The 3159-nt window shown below is 42.1% G+C and carries 2 protein-coding genes and 1 pseudogene; 1 reads left to right on the top strand and 2 read right to left on the bottom strand.

Annotated features, from left to right (window positions below; genetic code table 11):
- Together LUQ50_RS07155 and LUQ50_RS07150 are read right to left on the bottom strand one after the other, a co-directional pair.
- A pseudogene (locus LUQ50_RS07155) lies at nucleotides 1–677 on the bottom strand (hypothetical protein); the annotation flags it as partial.
- A gap of 91 nt (nucleotides 678–768) precedes the next feature.
- Complete coding sequence (locus LUQ50_RS07150; protein ID WP_300038315.1) at nucleotides 769–2046, bottom strand: Yip1 family protein; 1278 nt, start codon at nucleotides 2044–2046, stop codon at nucleotides 769–771.
- Between the two features lie 95 nt (nucleotides 2047–2141).
- Between LUQ50_RS07150 and LUQ50_RS07145 the strand changes: the two genes are divergently transcribed.
- Entirely contained in the window at nucleotides 2142–3119 is a 978-nt protein-coding gene (locus tag LUQ50_RS07145) for a DUF4013 domain-containing protein (protein WP_367278972.1), read from the top strand.
- The last annotated feature ends 40 nt before the right edge of the window (nucleotides 3120–3159 follow it).

Below are 3159 nucleotides of genomic sequence, written 5' to 3'. Positions count from 1 at the left end.
GTGTAGATGTATTCTGACCAAAAATCACAGATATATACCGTATTGTTGTCATCAATGAGGATCTGTTTGGGTGGATGTTCTTCCCCACGAGGGTAGGGGAATTTCCATGATTGAATAAATTCTCCATTTGGTGAAGTTTTCCAGATTGTCCGGTTTCCAGGATCAGCTATGTAGATATTGTTACTGGTGTCAAGGGCAATCGTTTTCTCTCCCCAATGCCTGCCAACGAGGGTTTCAGGAATCTCATATGTTTTTGTCTGGTTACTGGTTCGATTCCACATGAAAATGCGATTAAACAATAATTCAATCATGTAGAGGTTTCCACCTGTATCAGTCACCAGTCCTCCGGGATTTATCAATAATCGGTTATCCGGGTTCCATTCACCCCATGATTGTAAAAAAGTCCCATTTTCTGAAAATGCCTGAATCCGGTTGTTTCCATGATCTGATACATAAATGGTTCCATCTGGTCCGGTTGTGATGTCAGTGATATCATCAAATTCTCCAGGTTCTGATCCATATCTCCCCCATTGCGCATATTGGGTATAGGGAGACAGGTTGGGAGTAGCAGGATCCTCCTGGGTTCCGGTTCCTGAAGTTATCGGGATGAGAACGAAAATCCCAATACCAATTAGTATCCAGAAGAACCAGAGAGAATGGTCAGGTAGTTGATTCATGATGATTAGACATGTTATGATCCATACATTCGTACTATGAACCTGAATTTAGCTCGAAATATGTATGACACTGTGTCATGAACAGCAGAGTTCATATCACGGGAGATACCTCTGTAAACCTGATAGAATCAAGAAGATCAGAAAACTCCTGGCGATACTGATCATAACCTGCTGCAAAGAAAGTCATTTGAAATGAATACCGCATGCCATTTGCATCAACCCAGACAAGATCTTCATATTCTGATACTTCAGGTTCACCTTTCATAGAGAGGATCTGATTTCCCCAGAAAATGGAGTTTGTTTGTTCAGATACCCTCTGCATATGTACGATAGTTCCGGTCCGGTTATCAATTCTGATTGGCGATTGGTTGAGCATATCATAGTTTAGGAGTGTCTGCTGGGCAATATCAGCCCTCACTGCCTCGTCAAGAGATCGGGATCCTACCGGACTTCCGGTCACCTTGATCGGCCACATATAATGATGCGAGCGTTCTGACATCATCTGACTGAGCGTACCTTTTTCGCCGATGGATGAACGGTTTTCTTCGCGTTTATTCCCCGAAGTGATAACATACCAGATCTGTGATTCTTTCGTAGTTCTGGTTGTGTTCACCTTCCAGTCGGCAGGGAAGAGAAATTCAATTCCCATACCCTCATTTCGATACTGCGACCAGGTATTATTCGGAGTCGGGAAGACCGTCTCACTCTGAATCAGAGTTTTCGTTTCCGAGGTCAGTTTATCTGGTGAAAGTCCAGCAAAGGCTAAGAATCCTAGTGTAAAGAGAAATCCACAACCTAATATGAGTATAATGACTGCAATCTCAAAATATTGCCTCATATTCGTGAGAATCTGAAATTCATGAAATCCCCTGATCGCAATGATGCTCATCCAGATGATCCCGATGAGTGGTAAACAGGTGAAAATATAGAGGGTTACAAAAAACGGGGTAAATAAACGGGTTATAAACGCTGCAACAATGGTTAATAATAACTGGCCGATGATAAGAAGAGCCAATGGAGTTTGTGCATAACAGAAAATGAGTGTTGTCTTTTGAATCGTTGCTGGTAATCTGAAAAGGCGAAAACCCAGGTATGTGATGATTATTAGACCTAAAATCAATCCGATATAACGAAGGAAGAAGATTAGTAGGGTCTGACCATATTCGGGGAACAGATCCATGAATATCGCCGGACTCATACGTGGATTCATGAACGAAAAGACAATGGTAGAGAGTGCATAACTGAATACGACACCCAGCGAGAGGATACAAAATAAAAGGAGCGATCGCTTAACTCCTTCTTCCTGTTTCAGCGTAAAAAACGATGCCGGATGAACGAGCAGCGTCCTGATTTCTGAACCGACAGACATAAACACCATTCCCATGAGAATCGCAGGTTTTTCTCCTGGTGAGAAAACCAGATCCAGATATGATCCTCACAAGAAAAGCATATAATAATTATTAAATGTCATCAAAATCCCAAATAGTATTACTGATCCCTATGGATACCTCAGAGAGAATATCATCAACCTTTCAGTATGTGATTGAGGGAGTGATTCGGCAACCAGGAACGTGGATTCTCCTATCAATACTTGGAATTGGGAATTTTCTGATTGACGTAGGACAAAAATCACTCGTTCACAAATATTTTCATGGGTTACAATTGGGAGATCCGGTATCTCTCCCACAGTCTATCTACCCGTATTCATTGTATGTTGTAATCATACTGATCGCTGTGGGGGTACTATTGATGATATTGCAGTCCGGGTATGTTGCCCGGATATACCGGGGTATCTCACCAGCCCCACCTGTTCGAGACATGAAGACTCTTTTTCGGGATGGGTTTATTCTTTCGGTAATTGGTCTTGGATATAGTGTAATTCCTGTATTGATAGGTGTCTTGACTGTGCTTCTCCCATTACAACAAAAAATTGAGGATTTTCGCCAGATCTCCTCAACTTCCCAACCCCTGGTGATCTCACCCGAACTACTCCAAACCATAGGTATTGTAATCGGGGGATTTGTTCTGTCCATGCTGCTATACATCATATTATGTACAATCAGTTTTATCGGTCTTATACGGTTCTGCCGTACTGGGAGTGTCAGATCTGCATTTGAAATATCTGCACTCCTCGCAAAGATAGGTGATATTGGATGGGTTCGGTATCTCCTGTCCCTTCTTCTCCTGCTCTTTCTTACTGCCCTGTTCTCTGGTGGAATTTATTTGATAACCTTGGTTTTTGTGATCTTTGGAATTATTGCAGAGGCTATTATTCCTGGAATAAATGTAATAATGACCGTTATTCGGATCCTCGTCTGTGTTTTCCTGGATGTTCTGATAGTGGTATTTAATGCCAGGTATCTCTCTTTGTTGTATGATGCCGGAACTGAATCCGTTCAGGAACCTGCAATCAGTTCAGAGGCCCAGGAATTCAGATCATAATTTGAGATATTGAGATCAAACGCCGGCGTTCTTCTGTAAT

Source organism: Methanospirillum sp. (assembly GCF_028679455.1).
Classification (GTDB): domain Archaea; phylum Halobacteriota; class Methanomicrobia; order Methanomicrobiales; family Methanospirillaceae; genus Methanospirillum.
The sequence above is the reverse complement of the archived record's forward strand: the minus strand, read 5'-3'. Positions and strand labels throughout refer to the sequence as shown.

Coding starts and splice junctions, on each gene's coding strand:
- LUQ50_RS07150 (WP_300038315.1), bottom strand. CDS start 2,046: ATGTCTGTCGGTTCAGAAATCAGGACGCTGCTCGTTCATCCGGCATCG.
- LUQ50_RS07145 (WP_367278972.1), top strand. CDS start 2,142: ATGTCATCAAAATCCCAAATAGTATTACTGATCCCTATGGATACCTCA.